Consider the following 17678-nt stretch of genomic DNA (forward strand, 5'->3'; position numbering starts at 1 on the left):
TAACAGCTTCGCTCCGCGTTTCATATGACTCGAATTATCACGGGAATTATGATCGCCATATAACTGCAACCTTATTTACCAGTAGCTTTCGTCATAATTACAAAGCACATCAGGTAAGCAGTTAACAACGCCATAGCCAGATAGCACACAACCGAATAGTATTTGCAGGAAAGTAAGACTCATATAATATACAGATACATATCCCTCAATAGCAGCTGTATATTTCACATATGAAGAATCAACGTCAGGCAAATTAATCAATAAGAATAGCAAAGTCAATTAAACTAAAGACTTGACACTCTTTATTTTTTGAAATAACTTGCTTTAGCTTTTAGTCATTAGGTGTTTGATTGGTGGTGGGATAACCAAATTAAAAGCATTCATTAATTACTATAAGCTTTTCTACAAACTACTTGTCGAGAATATGCATTGTCATCTCCATGGAGTGTATTCAACTTTATTTGTATGAATGAATCGGATGCTTATTTGACATCCCTTCAACTAATAACAGGTATGCTCCTCATGCTATTTTAACTATTAAACTATATCTGTACTATTATGAAGATTTGTGATTTACACTCCCACCCTACCCTTAAACCATACTTAAGGGATAAAGCAGGTGATCAATATTGGAAGAAGGTAAATATGAAGATTGACAAGCTGATGGATAATCTTCTTGACAGCCAGAGTTCGCTGGATCAAATATGGAAAGCATCAAAAGGAACCATTACCATTATCGCACTTCACCCCTTTGAAAAAGAGTTTGGTAAGCAAAAAATATTACAGAAGCTTGCTCTCTTTAGTAAAAAAGCAAATAAGAGACTACTAACTCGTGTGGTTAACGGTAAGTTGCCCTACCATGAATTGCTTGATTATGAATTAGACTTATTCAATAAGCACAAGACAAATGGTACTAAATCGGCAAAAATAATCACCCCTGACAATCCTGCCATAAATCCAGATGGTCTTAACCTGGTATTGTCGGTTGAAGGTGGTCATGCCTTTTGCTCTCAAAAAGAGATTTTCAACGACAGAAGCAGAACTAAAGCCAACTCATTGCAAGCAGCTATTGAGCGCTTCAAGTCATTCCGTAACAAACACCATCCTATATTTTTAACTGTAACACACATAGCTTACAACTATTTCTGCAACCAGGCCTGGGCGTTACCAAACCTTATGATCGGTTTCCCGTTCAGGCGTAAAGACTTCTTTCCAAAATCATACGGAATAGCTCCTAAAGGTATGGCCTTGATTAAAGAGGCACTATGGGGTAACCCCGATAAAAGAGTATTGATCGACATCAAACACATGAGTCTGGTAGCCCGCATGCAATACTTCGAGCTGATTAAGGATAAGGATATACCAGTGATCGCATCGCATATGGGTGTGACCGGTATGAAGCGAGGTGAAATTAAATCACAAATCAGGAAATTACTCACCCTTCGCTCTCGCATTCGTGTACGTTACAAAAAAAAGTATGCCTATAAACCCTTAACCCAATTTAATACCTGCTCCATAAACCTTTACGATGAAGATATTCTGTTTATCATGCACTCAAAAGGATTGATAGGTGTATCACTTGATGAACGTATACTTGGCAGTTCGAAGAAAGAATTTGGTGAGTTTGTATACCCTAAAGAGTTTAATGAGGCGTTTGCGGATGAACCGGCCAGTGAAATGTTAAAGAAGAACTCTGATTTAGTTGATCCGGAAGAAGACAATACCAAGCTGGAAACAGAAGAAGTAATGGAGGTCGATGAAGATGACATGGTGATTGATTATCCAGAAGGAGGCGACATTTATCATCTGGCTAATAATATGATACATATACTTAAAGTCGGTTTTGAAAACAACATTCTAAAACCATGGAAATACATGACCATTGGTTCGGATTATGACGGTTTAATAAATCCAATTGATCAGGATGATACCAAAATACAATCCATTACAATTGATGAGGTTCCCGCTCTAATAGAAGCTCTTCCTCAAGTTCTGATCGCCACAGCCGATGCTGCAGGTATTAAAAGTGAAGTAGAAACTAATATTAATGAAATAATCAGTTGCTTCGCCCATAAAAATATTGAAGAGTTTGTAGATAAGTATTATTTAAAATAGTCAGATTTCCAATTAGTTAATTAAACAATTACCGTAATGACGAAAATATTAAAACTAGGATTTGCAATGGGAGGAGGCGTATCATTAGGTACGTTTTCAGGAGCAGCACTAACTGAAGCTATTAAACTTGCCATATTACATGCCAAAGACGAAAAAGGTAAGGCGTACGATTCTGTTGAAGTAGATGTTTTTAGTGGTGCAAGTGCAGGATCAATGTCGCTTGGAGTAATGTTAAGAGGTTTGCTTTATCAATCAGATGATGCAAGAGAAAAAGCCAGAAAAAAACTAACAAAACTGAACATTAAATGGGAGAATTTGCCAAAGAAGAAGCAGAATGCTCTGATAGCAGCTCAGGCAACTCAGGATTTACAGGAAAAAATATGGGTGAACGAAGTTAACCTGGACCGACTACTTGGAAAAGCTGAAAATGGACAGAGAAACCTAACCAACGAAAAGGGCATACTTGACAGAACTACTGTAGACGAAATAGCCAAAAAGCATTTTGATTTAAAAAACATATTTCCGGACGGGAAGTTTACAACCCAACGCAAAAGTGTTCTAGCCGACAGGGTTTTGTTTTGTAGTACTCTTACCAATTTAACTCCATTGCTTTATGATGCACGCCCTAATTATACCAATACAGATATTTTTCATCCAGGATTGCAAGACGGACTAACATCTAAAGGCCATAAAGAAGCGAGAGTATTCGACTTGTTTTTTAAGAAGCAGTCTGATGACTTTAGCTCTAAAAACTATCCCACCAGATGGAACCGATATCACCCTGGAACCAAACAGGATGGAAATATAGGTGATATCAGATCGCAAAAAGCATGGTCAAAAATAATCGCTAGCTCTATTGCCTGCGGTGCTTTCCCATTTGCTTTTGAACCCGTTCCTCTCACCCGTTCTTATTTTGAATATGGAGATGAATGGCCCATTGAATTAAAAGAAAAAATGAAACAAAGCAACTTATCACCTGCAAACAGAGATAAGTTTAAAACAGGAGAACAATATATTTTTAATTATATAGATGGTGGTACCCTAAATAATGAACCAATCCGAGAAGCCTTTAAACTAGCGGCATTTCTAGATGCAATCGAAAACAGAAACATTGAGTTTGACCGGAAAATTATCTTTGTTGATCCAAGTGTTGGAACAATAAATACAGACTTCAGAGTCCCCATTCTTCAGGAATATAGTTTTTCCAAAGACAAAAATATAATTCACAATCAGGAGGTTTTTAAAAACAATACGCTTGACCTGTTATTGCCCCATTTAGGCCAGGTTCTTGGATTATTGATGAATGAATCAAGATCAAACATTAAAGATCGAATTTACAACACTACCAAACATTTCGCATCAAGACAAGACGTTAGGCACTTTGTAAAACTAGGCACTTCAAACGCCACTATTAATAACAATACTTTTGACTCCTTAATCAAAGAAATAAAAGAAAAGCTTGATAAGGATACATCAAAGAAACTATTTCCATTCAATACTCTAACCCTTGAAGAAGAATTAAAACGCCTTATCATTGAACAGGAAGGGAAAGGCTCCCCTAAGTTAGATTTGATTAATGAGTTTTTAAACAGCCGGGACAAAGGCACTTTTAATCAGGCTTCGGAATGGTATTCTTTACTCGTTTTCATTCTCATTGACGACCTTAGCAATCTGATTGACAAGGATTCAAATGCCAGGTTGATTGCTATTGCTCCAATTGGTTACAATAAAGATGGAGATCTTAAACCGTTTGACTTGCCAGGTGGTAAACTTTTTGCGTTTGGAGGCTTTACATTTGAAAAGATTCGTCAATACGAATTTGATGTTGCAAGGTATTGTACATTACTTGCATTAAGTAATCATCCGAATACTCAACAGAATTTAGTTCAGATACCATTTAATAAACAAATAACCCCAAAGCCTTCAAACGCCATACTAAAAGAATATGAACGGAAATTTGAGATTGGTGCCGAAATGCTTATTGAACGTGTTGAAGAAATGGTTAAGAAATCACATTTAATAAATATTCTACCTGGAATAAATACTGTGGTAACCTACTTCCTTCAGAAATACATAAAAAGTGCAATACGTAAGAGTTTAGATAACAATGTTGATGATTCCTTTGAGTTTAGAATTAAAGTAAAAAACTCAAAAATGGAGATAGATGGAACAGGGTGGGGAAACGACTTAAAGCCATTTAGACTTGATGATGGGTTCTACCTTATTGTTGTTCTTGACCACTTAATTCAACCAATTAACAAAAAAAGGTGGGCACTTAAAGGTACTGATATTCGATTAAGCTATTTAGATATTGATAAAGATCGATTTATTGTAGATAATGACATTGTCAACCTAAAATTGCCAAGTGAGGAACTTGTAAGAGAAGCACAAATGTTGCCGAATCCAATTTTCACTCTTGACCTTACTAAGAAAATAAATAATAATTGGAAAATTGTAAGTGGTGTTAAGGCACTCGATGAAACTATAAGTGATTAAAAGTATTAAAACATTGATTCAATTGAATAAGCGGTTTGAATGTGTATCCCTGGGGCAAACTTCGTTTACCCCGGGGCTTAATTATACAAACATGGACTGCATCAATTTTCAATGCCACATATAGCCTGGTAATACACCAATAGCACAGCCATTAAAATCCGCAAATTTAAAACAGCAAAGCTAAATCACTTGAATCCGTGGTTTTACATATTTGAGGCAGTGAACCAATACTACTAACAGTTGGGGATTATAAAGTTCAAGTTATTCATATAGTCTCATAGATATCCTTCTTTGGCATCTCATACCTTAAAACCTTTTGTCATAGGATTGGCAGAAATACCATGAGCAAAAACGCTTAGTAAAATGGTCACAAGGGCAATCTCTATAATGGTTGTTCCATGCGGCAATTGTTCTTCAAATACCATTATGGTAAAAACTATACTGGCCAATCCCCTGGGACCAAACCAGGCAGTAAAAACTTTGCCGTATAAACCTATGGGGAAGTTAAGTAATGAGAGTAATACAGGTATCATTCGTATTACTGTCAGGCTCAGAATAGCATATACAATAACCTCCCATGTCAATTGATGAAGAATCCAGCCGGTAATAACACATCCAAATACGAACCAAACCAAGGCGTTGAGTATTTTACTAAGGCCCTCACTCCCCTCTAAAAATGCCATCTTATTGTGCTTAAAAAGCATATTGAAAGTAAGGCCACCCACAAAACAAGCGATAAATCCACTTCCGCCCAGCGACTGAGCGAGAGCAAAACTAAATAAGGACATCAAAATGACTATGGACGTTTTCCATGCCGATTCACCCCATTCTTTCTTTATGCTTCGCTTAATTAAAATAGTACCAAAGAGGGACACAGATACACCAACCAATACACCTATTCCAATTTCTTCGCCAAATACACTAAGACCGTAGCTCAGTGAGACACTTTCATTAAGGCTTGTACTGTGGATTGCCAGTAACAACATTAGTATGGGAACGCATATACCATCATTCAATCCGCTTTCAACATTAATACCCTCCCTGATTTTAGAAGGTACAGATTTATTGGACACGACAGGTTCTCCAAGTGCAGCATCAGTCGGAGCCAGAATTGTTGCTAATATGGCCACTTCAACCCACGAGAAATCAGGAAACATGATTATCCCAATCAGAAAACCAAGTAAAATGGTTATGGGCAAACCAATCAACAGCAATTTGGATGGCAAGGCCAGATGATGCTTTAACACCTTTAAATTGGCCTTTGACGCATCACTGAACAGCACCAATGCCAGGGTAAATTCAGATAGAAGCTTGTAGTTTTCATAGTTAAAATCAATCTTATAAAAGTGGAATACCAGTGGGCCTAAAGCTGCGCCAATAACTAAAAAGAATATGGGCGCACTAAAGGGGTATCGCTCTATCTTCCCTGCTATTAAACTATAGCTTAGAATTATTGCAAAAAGGATTGCAAAGTGCAAATACATAGTTGAGTATGCTTAGGTTAGTGGTCTTTAAATATTGCTTAGATCCAGCTCATTCAATATTTCTAAAATATGACTGTTGTTGAACGAAACCTCAGCGTTGATCTGCTCCAATTGTTCAGGTTTAAAGCTGGTCGGTTCACTGTGGTCAGGAATTAAATAGAGTCCACTCATTTCCAGTACACCGGGTGCAATGTTCCAGGAGTTGTTTTCATCATAAAACTCAGTTGGCTTATAAACAGCCCTTGGGATAGCGATCAGAATATAATCCTGCCCTTCTTTCCACATGACCAGGTTGATGTATGGATGATCATTGGTTGAATAATTAACACCGATGTGGTTTTCTAACTCATGGAAAGCATTGATAATAGTGTCTGCAGATGGGCTTTTTATACATATAGGATTGCGACCATGAACATTAAAAATACCAAATGATACATTATCCTGGCTTATCACCTCCTCAAAGAACGTCTGGTGAATATCAGCAGTGATGAGCAGGTGGCTTTTATCTGAAATATAATGACATGAGAAATGGTAATTTTTAATGGGTGCATTCTTGGAACCCTCAAAAGCAATAGCAGCCTTATTGTTTTCGTCTACAATATTAAGCATGTGTTTTAAATGAACACCGATATACTCTCCGCCATGCACAGGTGCAACCAGCAGTTCATGGCCGGCAAACAATGAGACATCAGTCTTTACCAATGAATGCATGAGCTTTTCTTCAGCTTGACTAAATTTACAAAAGTCACATTCTTTTTTAGGGTACTCCTGTTTGTTATACCATGAAAAAACCTGTTGGTCTGCAATATGCATTAGCTTAAATGTCAAGCCACTTGCCGCACTTAAAATGTGGATACGCTTGTTGTTATTTACCATTTTCGAATAAATTGAACTCGTTTACAAAAAGAAATGAAATTAAATATATGAATAATATCTTTGATTTGTTTGGCATAATAAAACCTGATATCGGTAATAATCGGATTAAATATCCGACTAACGACCAGCAGCACCCATTCAAAAATATCTCCATGATGAAACAATTGTAAATCGACCGAACACATACTGGAGAGGAGTGCTATCCTAGCTTGAATGAGTTTTATTCTCTACTAATTTTAATTTTTCTGTTAAAAAACAGACTATCTGAATAAGAAATTACTGATGTTATTCAATTCATACTTTAATTTTCAATAAAAATTTATAGTTTAGTGAAAATATAATTTAACTCAGATATGAATAAACAAGAATTAGTTTCAGCTATTGCTGAAAAAGCTGGTATTACCAAAGCAGACGCAGAAAAAGCAATCAATGCATTTGTTGAAACAACAAAAGAAACACTGGCTAAAAAGGAAAGCATCCAATTAATTGGATTTGGTACATTTTCAGTATCAGAGCGCTCAGCTCGCACAGGTAGAAATCCACAAACTGGTAAAGAAATTCAGATAGCTGCAAAGAACGTTGCTAAATTCAAAGCTGGTAAAGCTTTAGATGAAAGCGTTAATTAAGAGTTTCTAAAGAAATTAGAATAAGGCTACCATTATTGGTAGCCTTTTTTATTTCTTATTCGTTTCAGAAGACAGTTTATCAATTCGACAATATCTCATTTGAACCAGGTCATTAGCTTAATAGACATTAGACTATTAGATAGTTTTAGCAGACAGTTTAGTAGTTGAATAGTTTAACGAAACCATATTGTAAACTCTTAAACTTGTCAACTCATCAACTCTCTTATCAGTTTGACAGTTAACAGTTCGACAGTAATAATAAGCCACAATATAATGGTTATAATTTTGTACCTTTTAATTTCATAGTTCATCTCAAAATAGAATAACAATGAAAAATATAATCGTTTTATTGATTTTTGCCTGTCCTTTAATCTCTTGTAATGAGGAGATTAAAACCAAAAACAAAGAAGACCGTAGCAAAATCGTAATAGAAAACCCTACTAATAATGTTGGACTTAGCAAAGATATTGTGTTTATACCTTTAAATCCTGCCCGTGGTGATAAAGCGCCTCAGGCAGGGGCTATCTACGGAAACATTCGAGATACTGTTGCCACTGGTTACATCGGCAAATTTAAAGATGGCTTTTCGTCTCCAACACATATTCACAATGTAACTTACCGGGCGATTGTAATGAATGGCGAACTGCACAATGCTGATGAAAATGCCCCAATGATGTGGATGCCAACAGGATCAGCCTGGACACAGCCCAAAGGACAATTACATATCACTGCGGCACGGGGTAAGAATGCAATGGCTTATATTGAAATTGATAGCGGTCCTTATTTGGTTTGGCCCCCCTATAAAAACTTTCAAAGCGATGGAAGACCAATAAATATACATGCTTCCAATATGATTTATTTGGGTAAAGATGAATCTAAACTCATAGAAGAAAACTGCAATGCAAAAATCGCTTATACCTGGGAAAAGAAGAATGGGGAAAATGGTTATTTGCTTAAACTACCCGCAGGCTTTAAAGGACAAATCCATAGTAAAGGAAGCATTTTCTACGGAATTATTATCAAAGGTAACCTGGCTTATACTATGCCCAATATCGAAAAGGCAATAAATTTAGATCAAGGCAGTCACTTTAATTCAACAGCCGAAGCAATTCATGATGTTACAACTCAAGAAGCATCTTTGGTTTATATAAGAACCAATAATACGTTTAAGGTTAAGTAGAGTCACTTCGAATAAGGATTTGAAAAGAGTCATCAACTGTTAAAAGGTTTTGTGGGACTATAAGCCACCTTGCTATAATGACAGACTACCTAAACATTTGCCAATGTTACAACCTAAATTGAGCATGGGTTAAAGAATATACCTTCCGCGGCATTTCTTAATCTATATTAATGCACACCTATATTTTCCACTCTAATTTTGGCGTATTAATAATTTAAGCGATTTAGGGAAATGACAAATTTACAGAAAACGGAAAATATGGTCCCGGCATTTATGGTGACTTTCGTACGCATTGAAAATTAAGCAACTTTCAATAAAGAATATATCGGCAAAGCCAAAGAAATAGTTACTAGATATGGTGGCGAAACTGTCGCCATGGAAGAAAATCCTAAAGCCATTGAAGGAACTATTCCTAAAGGCCGGTTGGTTATTTTAAAATTTCCATCAAAAGAACATGCAAAAGGATTTTTTAATGATCAGGAATATCAGCCTTTAAAGTTAGTTATGCACCGGCTGAAGTGGGATGAATTAACTTTGGTATTTAGGTGTCAATTATGATGAGAGGATTGCCAAAATGCCGCAAAAGGGATAATATCAGACTAACTGCACATCCCGGTGTTATTAAATGATATACTAGCTGGGTTTGATGAGACTACGGTTTTATTACAACTAAACCTTACAATCTGAAAAATATTCCCATACCAGTCTTCGATCATTTATCTAAATCACTATAGAATTTCTTTAAAGTGAAAAAAGCTTTCTTTTTGTTGCCGGTCTCGGATATGAGCCCTTTGCGGTTCCAACCATTCTGGTATGGAATAAGCATACGCCTGGGAGAACGGAAATCTGCTAAGATCCATGGAGTGATACCACTAAGCTGAGGTATTCTGGCTAAAGTAGGCAAGGTTTCCTGGTATAGTAAATCCTGAAATTCTTCACTCCAACGGGTGAGACTATCCGCGTGATATCCTTGTAAGGCTCCGGCTCCAAACTCTGAAATGATAATTGGTTTATCCATATCAATCTCCCACCTGATATTCTTAATGCTTTCTATATCACCACCATACCAGCCATAGTATTGGTTGAAGCTTAAAACATCGACCTCATCAGCATATTTATCTTCAACCACCATGCTATTGGGATTATCTTGTTTGCCATGGTCTTCCAAAGCAGCACTGATTAATCTTGTGTTATCCAGCTGCCGTGTTGTCTGAGCCAGCTTTGATAAAAACTGAAAGCGTGCCTCACTTTGAGGTGTTTCATTGGCCATAGACCAAATAATCACGGATGCCCTGTTTTTATCTCTGCTGATTATCTCCTTTAACTGTGTTTCTGCTTTCTTATAGGTTTCCGGATTATCCCATTGGATGGTCCAGTAAACCGGATTTTCTTCCCAAACCAACAGGCCCAACTCATCGGCCAAACGAACCATGTTTTCGTTATGTGGATAATGTGCCAGACGTACAAAGTTACATCCCAATTCTTTAGCCCAACCCAATAGTATTTTAGCATCCTCCATTGAATAGGCTCTTCCACCTCGCATCACATTTTCTTCATGAATGCAGATACCTTTTAAAAATATCACTTCTCCATTCAGCAAAATATCGGCGCCTTGAGTTGAAATTTGTCGAAACCCAATCTTGTCAGATACGATATCCATCGGGGAGATAATGGAAACATCATAAAGTTTTGGATCGGTATCACTCCAGTAGTTCAGCTTACGAATCGGGATTTTTATTTCTGCTTTTCCCTCTGCATTTGTTACGAACTCTTTGGTTAGCTTCAATTCCGGGATCTTTACACTCACTTTCTGATTGGCTTTATCAGCCCCATTTAACTGAATGTATCCGCTTAATAATTTATTATTTATTTTATCCAACTGCAGATTATAATCTTCGATAAACGTCTGGCTCACTTCATAAATGGTTACATCGCGTGTGATGCCACCATAGTTCCACCAATCGGTATTTAATGTTGGAACTTCATCGGCTGCACGCTTGTTATCAACACGCACAATTACGAAGTTATCTTTGGCTTTAACCAGGTGCGACATTTCAAAATTGAACGGTGTAAAACCGCCTTTGTGTACACCAAGTTTTTTTCCATTCACATAAACATCAGCCCGATAATTTACAGCTCCAAAGTGAATATAGTATCTTTTTGAGGCGTCAAATGTTGGAATATCAAAGGACTTTTTATACCAAAGGGTGCCTTCGTAATAAAACAGTTTTTCCTCCTGAGAGTTCCAATCACCCGGTACCAGCATCGTTGGTGATGCATCAAAATCATACTCCACCAAATCCATTTTGTCTTTGGGTTTCGCATTCAGGTAAAAGGCTCCTGCACCTGGATTGTCAGAACCATCATGTGGTTGCCAACGGTAATTATAATAACCTGTTTCATACATATCAACAATGTAATGCCAGCGACCATTTAAACTTATGCCTTCTCTTAAATAGTTGTTGTGTATCAGGTTATCTGACAAAACCAGATTAACATTTAGCAATAAATAAGAAAGGAGCATTAATACCTGTTTCATCATCATTTTTGTTATTTAGAATCCAAGATAGAAATCAAATTCTATAAACACTAGCGATAAGTATAATAATGCCTGATGAAGAGATTAAAAAGACAACTTTCGGAGATTTTTTTTTAAATATTCAGAAAGCAATCATCTTACATTATCTTTCACTTTAAGAATTGATAAGTTTTAATCGTGTGTTTAATGAAACTCTTCCCTACTAACAATTCATATTAGCTAAAGACAGAAAGAGGCAACCAATAATAGTTGCCTCCTTTTGTTGTGTATTGGTTTCTCCTGGTTAAGTAAAAAACCAACTACTTTCAGCCTTAAGTTTAAATCAAGTGCATTACTCGGCCAACACACTAAATTCAGAACCACCGGCATAATCCTGTCCATTCTGTGAACTTCTGCCGGTAAAGCGTATATAACGCGCCTTTACAGGTTTATTAAATATTACGCGCTTCTCTTTTTTATCTCTGGTGAACTGACCCTCGTGTACTGCTTCACCCCAGTTTTGACCATCCATACTGATGTGAATCGTATAGTCCTTTATGTCACCATTCCAACCACCATCCTGTCGCGGCATATAGGTAAAGCCTTTAATGATTTTAGCTTCACCACAGTCAAAGTCCACCCAGTGTGGGTACTGTGCCACCGTGACTGAATACATGGTGTGCCAGGTCGTTGACGGATCTCCATCCACCAGGTTGGTGGCTGCGGTGCCGGTACCGGGTTCTTCACTGCTCACAAAGACAACTGCTGTTTCAATCTTCTCAATTTTATTGAAGGTAGCAGACACTTCAGAATCCTTGTTGCTCTTGAACCAGGCTTTAATGTTGCCTGCATCGCGCATAGTAAATGGCTCACCATAAACCCTTGTTTTACCGCCGTTTACAGAATAACGGTATTGGGCATTTGCTTTCGTCGATGAGATTTCAACAGTTCCATTAGCTGAACGTGTGATGGCTATCGGTACTTCTCCTGAAGGTGCCACATGGGCCATTTGATCCAAATCTTTAACGGCAGGACGAATCATAAAACCAAAATCGTTTTGACCGGCATACACACGGTCATGCTTGAGCGGACCTCCCTGTCCACAACTGGCACCACCTAAACCGGTTACTTTCATGTCCAGGTGAAGGGTGATATCACCCGGCTCTGGTAGTTCATAAATATGTGCAGCTGTACCCATATCCTGAGCGGTGTATGGCAATGCGCTCACCACCATTTCACTATTTGCCACAAAAACAGCTCCTCTATGACTGCTATTGGTTAAAGCACACCAACGGGTTTCCTCGTGGTTGGCCATATCCTGCGGTTTCGGGAAGTTGACAAATTCTTCTGCAACCGTTGTCACATACTTCTGAATATTCTGAGCCGTTTTACGGTCGTTGTAGTTACCAATGGGTCCACGTCCGTAATACGTGAAGTTTTCATAGGCCTTAGGAATGGTCATCGAGTAACCCAATCGCGGCAATACAAATTGTGCTTCATTGCTGGTGATGCTCGACTGCAACTCCACTGAGCCATCCTGGTATACCGTCCATATCTGGTTTGTTACAAAGCGGAAGTCATCCTCTCCGAATTTCTGATCAGTTAATTCTTCAACAGACAGCACATTACCACTGGTTCCTCCATGTTGTTTGGCACCATTAGGGGCTTGCGAAACCACCGTAAAAGCCAAAGTCACTGTACCATCGGCATTGCTTCTGATTTTAGAATCAATGGCTTTGTGTTTCAGGTTATGTAAACCTTTCTCGTACCAACTCTTGTATCCCCAGGTATCGTTATTCACAAAGGCACGGAAGGCATCCAGCTTTGGCCCATTGCCATCAGCGATAATGGTCTCTCCATCGTAAACTAGGCCATACAAAGAACCATCTGCCAGGTTGAATCTGGCGATGAAGTTTTGACCACTCACCTCCTTGATGTTATTGCCTGCATCAGTCAATGTCAATTTACCACCTGCTGCCTGGGCCACTTCAGCCAAAGTTGGCACTTCTGACTTTGCTTTCAGCAGGAACTGCTCTTCAGCCTCCACATAACCTTTATCGGCCCATGGCTGATTGTCTTTGAGTGTCAACTGTAATTTCACAAAGTATTCAGATTCGGCTTTTAAATCGGCAAAATCATAAGGTAACTTGATTGTTGTTTTAGTTCTTGCAGCGATTGGCTCAAAAGCCAACTGACCAACTTTAATCTCAGAACCGTTTTCCCAAAGCGACCAGCTTAAATTATAATCTGATAAGGATTTGAAGTAATACTTATTGAAGATTTCAATCGTCCCTTCCTCCATATCCAAAGCTTTGAAACCAATGTGTTGGTACACTTTCTTCACTTCATAATACTGCGGTTTGGGGTCACGCTCGGCAAACAAAATGCCGTTCATCACAAACTGACCACTGTTGGGTTTATCACCAAAGTCACCACCATAGGCCAGGTAGCGCGTACCATCTTCACGGTAGTTGTAAATCGCCTGGTCAATCCAGTCCCAAATGGCACCTCCACAGAAGAAATTGGTGGACTCAATGGCCTTCCAGTAATCAATCAGGTTACCACAGGCATTACCCATGGAGTGCGCATACTCAGAGATGTGGAAAGGGTATTTGATATTCATTTCACCGGTCACCGCCTTATTCATCCAACCGATAGAAGGATACTGATTAGAGCCCATATCCACAATGTTGTTGTTACGCTCGTACTGCACCGGACGTGACTCGTCTATCTCCTTCAATGCATTGTAAGCGTGTACAAAGTTTTCTCCCGGTCCAGCCTCATTACCCAGCGACCAGATAACGATAGACGGGTAGTTCTTATTCTGGTGTGTCATCTCCACCACACGGCCCACATGTGCGTTTTTCCACTCCGGGGGATGTGACAGGGAGGCTTCACCATAGTAATACTGGTGGGATTCGATGTTGGCTTCGTCTTCCTGGTAAATACCGTATTTATCACACAGGTAGTACCAATAAGGATCTGCCGGGTAGTGCGAATTACGAACGTGATTGATATTGGCACGTTTCATCAGCATCACTTCCTCTTCCATCTGCTCGCGGGTCAGGGTATGACCTGTTGCCGGATGTGTCTCGTGGCGGTTAACCCCTTTTAGCTTGACTGTTTTACCATTGATGTAGTAGTAACGACCGGCCAGGCCAAATTCATCGTCTTCAGCTTTTGTATCTTTAATCACCACTTCACGGAAACCGGTGTAAGTGGAAATGGTCTCCACCACCCTGCCTTTCTTATCTTTGAGCTGAGCTACCAATGTATAACGATAGGGGTATTCGGCCGACCATTGCTTGGGAGCCTTCACCTTCATCACTGCAGTAGCTTTAACTTCGGCGCCACTACCAACTACCGGAACAGAGGCTGTGGCCACGGCACCTTCCACTAATCCATTGTCATCGGAATACAGTTTATTGGCATATAGTGAATAATCCACAGAGTAGCCTTTGGCTGCTTTTTTATTGAAGTTACGGATATCAACCGCTATCTTTAGTGAACCATCCTCGTAGTTATCATCAAGTTCAGGTAACACAAATAAGTCACGAATCTGCACTTTAGGTGTCGAATACAATTGCACGCTGCGGAAGATACCCGGCAAGCGGAACATATCCTGTGCTTCCAGGAAAGAACCATCAGAATTACGATACACCTCTGCTGCAATCACGTTCGTTCCTTGTTTTACATATGGGCTGATGTCAAATGTAGCCGCATTACGCGAGTTCTTTGAAAAACCAACATACTCGCCATTGATCCACAGGTAAAAGAACGAATCAACGCCATCGAACTGAACGAATATTTCACGTCCATCCCAGTTGTCGGGAATCTCAAACTCACGGCGGTAAGAACCCACTTCATTACGGGCTTCGTAAGTGACCCAGTCTTTAGCCGGCTCACGCATCACGCCACCTTTCCAGTCATCTACGGCTACGGTGTGTTGGAAAATAACCGGCTGGTTACAGTAGATAGGTGTTCCATATGTCTGGCCGCCATCTTTCTCCAAGCCAACAATATTCCAGTTAGAAGGCACAGGCATATCATCCCACCCACTGACATCAAAATCAGGCTTATAAAAATCAACGGGGCGTTCATTGGGGTGTTTCACCCAGTTAAACTTCCAGTTACCATCCAGTGATTGCCAGTAGGCCGAATGCTCAGGTAGTACCTTACGTGCACGTTCTACATCTGTGAAGGAGTAAAAAGTAGCGCGTGGCTGTTCTTTATTATGGGCGATATGTGCGGGTGATTCCCACTCATTACCTGTAGGTGCTTTTTCATCACCGTATGTATAGCCAGCAAGCTGTGCCTTGACTGAAAAACTATGTGCCAGTAAACACATCGTTATTCCAATTATTGTTTTATTAATCTTCATATAACTTCTTTCTTTCGTCACTATTCAATCTGATTAAATCATTCATCTGAATATCCAAGATAAAATATGGCGGTTGTTCATTGTATTAACGTTTACCAGAAGAGTTGAGTTCTATTGTTAATTCATCATTCATTAAAACCAACTCACTGACAGCCATTCTTTTCAGTAAAATATTTTGACCGAGAACATCCTTGCTAATGCGATTTCCACTAATTTCTACATTCTTACAAGCATCCAACAAAAAAGTGTGCTTTTGAAAATGCCATGGCTGATAGTTATAACTCCGTGAGATTGAATTATTCTTAAAACTCAATCCATCAACTGACAAAGCATAAAGCACCGGATAGTCAGAAGGATTAAAGCTGTTATTTTCTATTCGTATATTTCGATGGAACGGACTCTCTGAATCCGGCTCCGGCACTTCAGGGAATATACTGATGATGGCATTACAAAACTGATAATAAGATGAATTGCAAGGCCACCTGAATTCATTATTTTGAATAAGTACATCTCTTACAGCACCACTCTCATACCAGTAGTTGGCATCACCGGCAATTAAAATGGCCGAGCCGCTTGTTTCAAACACATTGTTTTCAATAATAACCTTTCCCGGTGTTGATATCAGGTATCCTCTGGCTCTGCAGCTACCGGCAAAACAATTCGTGATTTTCACATTAGGTATACACGATAAGTTCTCAATTGAATAATTACTATCCAGGAACTCAGGAACTGTCTCTTCAAACTTCAATAAAAACTCATCTTTACTTTCAGGTTCGAAGCTAGCAATAGTACCCATACCAACCGACTTCATTGTTTTTTTATGGATGAAACTTAGCGAATCGCCAGGTTGTGCCCAGATTAAACCGGTACTCATGCTGTGTGCAAATCGACATCTGACAATTGACGCATCCACTTTCTCAACCACTGGCACACAGGTTCCATGAATGTTAATTGGGTCATCCATCAGACCTTGTGCTTTGCAACTATCTATTATAATATCGCCTTTGCATCCCATAAAATGAAGACCGTCATCATGACCGCTTAAAAAACGATTTTTTACAGGATTAGGAATCATATTCACACGTCTCATCTCAATATTTTCGCAGTACTGAGATAAAACGCCTAAGCCTGAAGTGTGATAAACATTTATATTTTCTAATAGTAGGTCTTTACTATGATACAAGAATATCCCAGCATGATCCCTTGTACTGTGGCGCATAATCAAGCGATTGCCAACAGCTGGTGTCTTGGTAAATTGCCCTTCAATCTTCAGCAATCCATCTTCAATAAGGATGTACTTCAATGCTTTTTCATCTTTATACTTAACGCATCCATGCCCACCTGTATAGGCAGGTATAATATGGTTTTGATCAATTTCAATTAACCATGAACCTTGCGACAATTGCCAGTTTTCTTTCCAGTCTTCGCCAACAAAGTCAATACCTTGTTGAGAACTAAGCTCAAAAGGAAATTGCTTCGTGTCTATTTTTAATAAAAGATGAGATGATGAGGATTCCATTACTTCCGATTCGGCTGTTAATGGAATATCCCAATCGATATTGATGTTTTTAAGTGTGATATTGCGAGAATGATCGAGAGTGAAAGGTTGTATGTGACCATGATAAATAAATTCAGAGCCCTGTCCATCTATGGTAATATTTGCTTTTTTATCCAACAGAATACCCAGGCGCTTGGGATTGATATCATAAGTATTTGTTTCAAAATAGGGTCTTAAGTAGTTGGAATCAGGATAAAAATCGTATCGACCCTTCGGAAATATTATAGTTACATCTTGTGCATCCAGCTTTTCAATCAGCTGATTTATTTGAGCTACAACACACTCCTTTGTATTAGCATTAATACCATAGTCTTTTACATTAATGACTGTTTCGCCTTTTTTGGTGCAAGCTTGAAAAGCTACAGCCAGAATAAGGATTATAAATGCTGTATTTATATTTTTAATGAGTTTCATAAGTGAAAGTTACTGGCCAGTTATTAAAGA

General features: G+C 38.8%; 10 protein-coding genes. 5 read left to right on the plus strand and 5 right to left on the minus strand.

The genetic code is table 11. The features are described from left to right. Positions 1 to 558: 558 nt before the first annotated feature. Both ACRD69_RS11795 and ACRD69_RS11800 read left to right on the plus strand, forming a co-directional pair. Positions 559 to 2115 (plus strand): amidohydrolase family protein, encoded by a 1557-nt coding sequence (locus ACRD69_RS11795; RefSeq protein WP_430815293.1) that lies wholly within the window; start codon positions 559 to 561, stop codon positions 2113 to 2115. Between the two features lie 36 nt (positions 2116 to 2151). Continuing rightward, the gene (locus tag ACRD69_RS11800) at positions 2152 to 4611 is read left to right on the plus strand and encodes a patatin-like phospholipase family protein (protein ID WP_430815294.1); all 2460 of its coding nucleotides are present in this window, start codon (positions 2152 to 2154) and stop codon (positions 4609 to 4611) included. A 299-nt stretch (positions 4612 to 4910) separates the two neighbouring features. Here ACRD69_RS11800 and ACRD69_RS11805 read toward each other — a convergent pair whose 3' ends face one another. Both ACRD69_RS11805 and ACRD69_RS11810 read right to left on the minus strand, forming a co-directional pair. Next, complete coding sequence (locus ACRD69_RS11805) at positions 4911 to 6095, minus strand: cation:proton antiporter (RefSeq protein WP_430815295.1); 1185 nt, start codon at positions 6093 to 6095, stop codon at positions 4911 to 4913. Between the two features lie 27 nt (positions 6096 to 6122). Continuing rightward, the gene (locus ACRD69_RS11810) at positions 6123 to 6971 is read right to left on the minus strand and encodes a hypothetical protein (RefSeq protein ID WP_430815296.1); all 849 of its coding nucleotides are present in this window, start codon (positions 6969 to 6971) and stop codon (positions 6123 to 6125) included. Between the two features lie 353 nt (positions 6972 to 7324). On the opposite strand from ACRD69_RS11810, the gene ACRD69_RS11815 reads away from it, so the two are divergent. The 3 genes from ACRD69_RS11815 to ACRD69_RS11825 all read left to right on the plus strand — a co-directional run bounded on the left by ACRD69_RS11815 (position 7325) and on the right by ACRD69_RS11825 (position 9335). Continuing rightward, positions 7325 to 7597, plus strand: a complete 273-nt coding sequence (locus tag ACRD69_RS11815) for an HU family DNA-binding protein (protein ID WP_430815297.1) — start codon at positions 7325 to 7327, stop codon at positions 7595 to 7597. A 328-nt stretch (positions 7598 to 7925) separates the two neighbouring features. Further along, the gene (locus tag ACRD69_RS11820) at positions 7926 to 8777 is read left to right on the plus strand and encodes a DUF4437 domain-containing protein (protein ID WP_430815298.1); all 852 of its coding nucleotides are present in this window, start codon (positions 7926 to 7928) and stop codon (positions 8775 to 8777) included. 324 nt (positions 8778 to 9101) lie between these two features. Beyond that, positions 9102 to 9335 (plus strand): DUF1330 domain-containing protein, encoded by a 234-nt coding sequence (locus ACRD69_RS11825; protein WP_430815347.1) that lies wholly within the window; start codon positions 9102 to 9104, stop codon positions 9333 to 9335. A gap of 154 nt (positions 9336 to 9489) precedes the next feature. On the opposite strand, the gene ACRD69_RS11830 is transcribed toward ACRD69_RS11825, so the two are convergent. The 3 genes from ACRD69_RS11830 to ACRD69_RS11840 all read right to left on the minus strand — a co-directional run bounded on the left by ACRD69_RS11830 (position 9490) and on the right by ACRD69_RS11840 (position 17648). Then, a complete protein-coding gene (locus ACRD69_RS11830) occupies positions 9490 to 11316 on the minus strand; it encodes a glycoside hydrolase family 2 protein (protein WP_430815299.1) in 1827 nt (608 codons plus the stop codon). 331 nt (positions 11317 to 11647) lie between these two features. Further along, positions 11648 to 15676: a glycoside hydrolase family 2 TIM barrel-domain containing protein gene (locus tag ACRD69_RS11835; RefSeq protein WP_430815300.1), complete on the minus strand. Its 4029-nt coding sequence runs from the start codon at positions 15674 to 15676 to the stop codon at positions 11648 to 11650. 85 nt (positions 15677 to 15761) lie between these two features. Next, entirely contained in the window at positions 15762 to 17648 is a 1887-nt protein-coding gene (locus tag ACRD69_RS11840) for an alpha-1,3-galactosidase-related protein (RefSeq protein ID WP_430815301.1), read from the minus strand. Positions 17649 to 17678 lie beyond the last annotated feature (30 nt).

The sequence above is a fragment of the Carboxylicivirga agarovorans genome, from assembly GCF_050589845.1.
GTDB lineage: Bacteria > Bacteroidota > Bacteroidia > Bacteroidales > Marinilabiliaceae > Carboxylicivirga > Carboxylicivirga agarovorans.

What these genes read in the sequence shown, in the direction of transcription:
- ACRD69_RS11820 (WP_430815298.1), top strand. Translation starts at nt 7,926, where the DNA reads ATGAAAAATATAATCGTTTTATTGATTTTTGCCTGTCCTTTAATCTCT.
- ACRD69_RS11840 (WP_430815301.1), bottom strand. Translation starts at nt 17,648, where the DNA reads ATGAAACTCATTAAAAATATAAATACAGCATTTATAATCCTTATTCTG.
- ACRD69_RS11835 (WP_430815300.1), bottom strand. Translation starts at nt 15,676, where the DNA reads ATGAAGATTAATAAAACAATAATTGGAATAACGATGTGTTTACTGGCA.
- ACRD69_RS11800 (WP_430815294.1), top strand. Translation starts at nt 2,152, where the DNA reads ATGACGAAAATATTAAAACTAGGATTTGCAATGGGAGGAGGCGTATCA.
- ACRD69_RS11805 (WP_430815295.1), bottom strand. Translation starts at nt 6,095, where the DNA reads ATGTATTTGCACTTTGCAATCCTTTTTGCAATAATTCTAAGCTATAGT.
- ACRD69_RS11815 (WP_430815297.1), top strand. Translation starts at nt 7,325, where the DNA reads ATGAATAAACAAGAATTAGTTTCAGCTATTGCTGAAAAAGCTGGTATT.
- ACRD69_RS11795 (WP_430815293.1), top strand. Translation starts at nt 559, where the DNA reads ATGAAGATTTGTGATTTACACTCCCACCCTACCCTTAAACCATACTTA.
- ACRD69_RS11830 (WP_430815299.1), bottom strand. Translation starts at nt 11,316, where the DNA reads ATGAAACAGGTATTAATGCTCCTTTCTTATTTATTGCTAAATGTTAAT.
- ACRD69_RS11810 (WP_430815296.1), bottom strand. Translation starts at nt 6,971, where the DNA reads ATGGTAAATAACAACAAGCGTATCCACATTTTAAGTGCGGCAAGTGGC.